3 protein-coding genes are annotated in these 1,499 nt (G+C 60.0%); 2 read left to right on the forward strand and 1 reads right to left on the reverse strand.

Annotated elements, in window-relative coordinates; genetic code table 11:
• On the forward strand, positions 1–326 hold a 326-nt coding region (locus tag ACR0JR_RS22325; RefSeq protein ID WP_480458208.1), incomplete at its 5' end, for a hypothetical protein.
• Positions 327–328: 2 nt separating this feature from the next.
• Positions 329–529 carry a hypothetical protein gene (locus tag ACR0JR_RS22330; RefSeq protein ID WP_480423912.1) on the forward strand — a complete coding sequence of 67 codons (201 nt, stop codon included), beginning with the start codon at positions 329–331 and terminating at the stop codon, positions 527–529.
• Between the two features lie 230 nt (positions 530–759).
• Here ACR0JR_RS22330 and ACR0JR_RS22335 read toward each other — a convergent pair.
• Positions 760–1,499: transposase (locus ACR0JR_RS22335; RefSeq protein ID WP_480458210.1), on the reverse strand; the 740-nt coding region annotated here is incomplete at its 5' end.

Below are 1,499 nucleotides of genomic sequence, written 5' to 3' on the forward strand. Positions count from 1 at the left end.
CGGGCACGGACTTGCTGGCCAGAAAGTTCATCCACCCGCAAATCCGGGTGTTCCTGGAGCAGTTCCGCCAGCGGATCGGCACCAAGAAGGTGGTGATGCAGCCGGTGCAGGAGGCGGGCGAGATGGCCGCCTATGTCCTGGCCCCGCGCTTCGGGAGCATCACTCAGAAGAGCGCCACGGCCTTTCTCAGAAAGACGGGGGGCAACTGGCGCTTAGCGATGGCCCTGGCCGATGCCTGCGCCCGCCTCATGGAGAATGAGGGCATCGACAAACTCGATGAGCGCGTGGTCGAGACCGCTGCCGCATGGATGGCGGGAGAGAGTTGAGGATGGCCGTTCCCGAAACCGTCCAGGAGCTGGTCTCCCTTGCCGCGCCCCATGCCCTTGATGGCGCGCCCTTCACCGCTGCGGACCGGCTGCACAAGGCCGCCGATGCTCGCACCGCCCACGCCATCCCTGCGGGGTATCCCAACCCACCGGGCTTGGCACCATTGGCGAGACCAGCACCCTCAGCGCAAGCGCAGGATTGAAGATCACGTTCATGGCATACTCCCATGCTCTAACGCCGGGGCACTCGGATCATGATCAGGCAGCGACCCTCGGTGCTTTCAACTCGTTGTTATTTCTGTCAAATTGGGCGGATTCTGTTGAAGAACTCGGTGCAATTGACTGCCAGATTATCGCTGGAGAACCAGCGCGAGTTGTTTGGTCCGGACGCTGGCCCAGTCGTCTCGCAAATGGGCTGATTTGGCGGGTCAGATCATCCCATGGCCTCCGTTTGGGCGGTCCTGGGCCTGAGCTTGGCGAGCTTTCTGAGGTTCTGTGCGATGGCAGCGAGCAGGAACTCATCTTTTGCCCCGTTCGGGCCGCGCAATCGCAACCTGGTCAGGTTCAGGATGCGTTTCAGATGCGCGAAGAGCATCTCAACTTTCTTCCGTTTGTCACGGCTGACCTTGTAGGCTTTCGTCTTCCGGCTCGATCGCGCGAAGTCCCGGGCGTCCTCGTGCTCTTCCCGGCTGATCGATCTGCAGATCGCATTGGGGCAGCACTTCTCTTTCGATGGGCACCCCTGACAATCGGATTTTAGAGCGCGATACTTTCGGGTGCCGCGGATGTTCTTGTCGCGATTGGGATCGGAGTAATTCCGGCGGAACTGCTTCAATGCGAAACCTTCGGGGCAAATGTATTGGTCGTTGGCCTCGTCGTATTCAAACTCAAAACGGGTCCATGCGCCGTCCTTGCGGTTCGAATGATCGATCACTGGAATGAAGGGGATGATGCCGCGTTTCTTGACCAGCCACCCCAAGTTGTCGCTGGATCCATAGGCCGTGTCCGCGGCAAGCCAATCCGGCCGGATGCCGAAGCGCTGTTCAGTGCGATCCAGCATTGTTTGCGAGGCACCCACCTCGGCCTGTCGGATCGCCCGCGTGGCTTCAACATCCATGATGACTGAGCTTTTTGTGTCGATCAGGTGGTTCGTGGCATAGGCAAAGTAGGGAC

The sequence above is a fragment of the Ruegeria sp. AA3 genome (genome assembly GCF_056542905.1).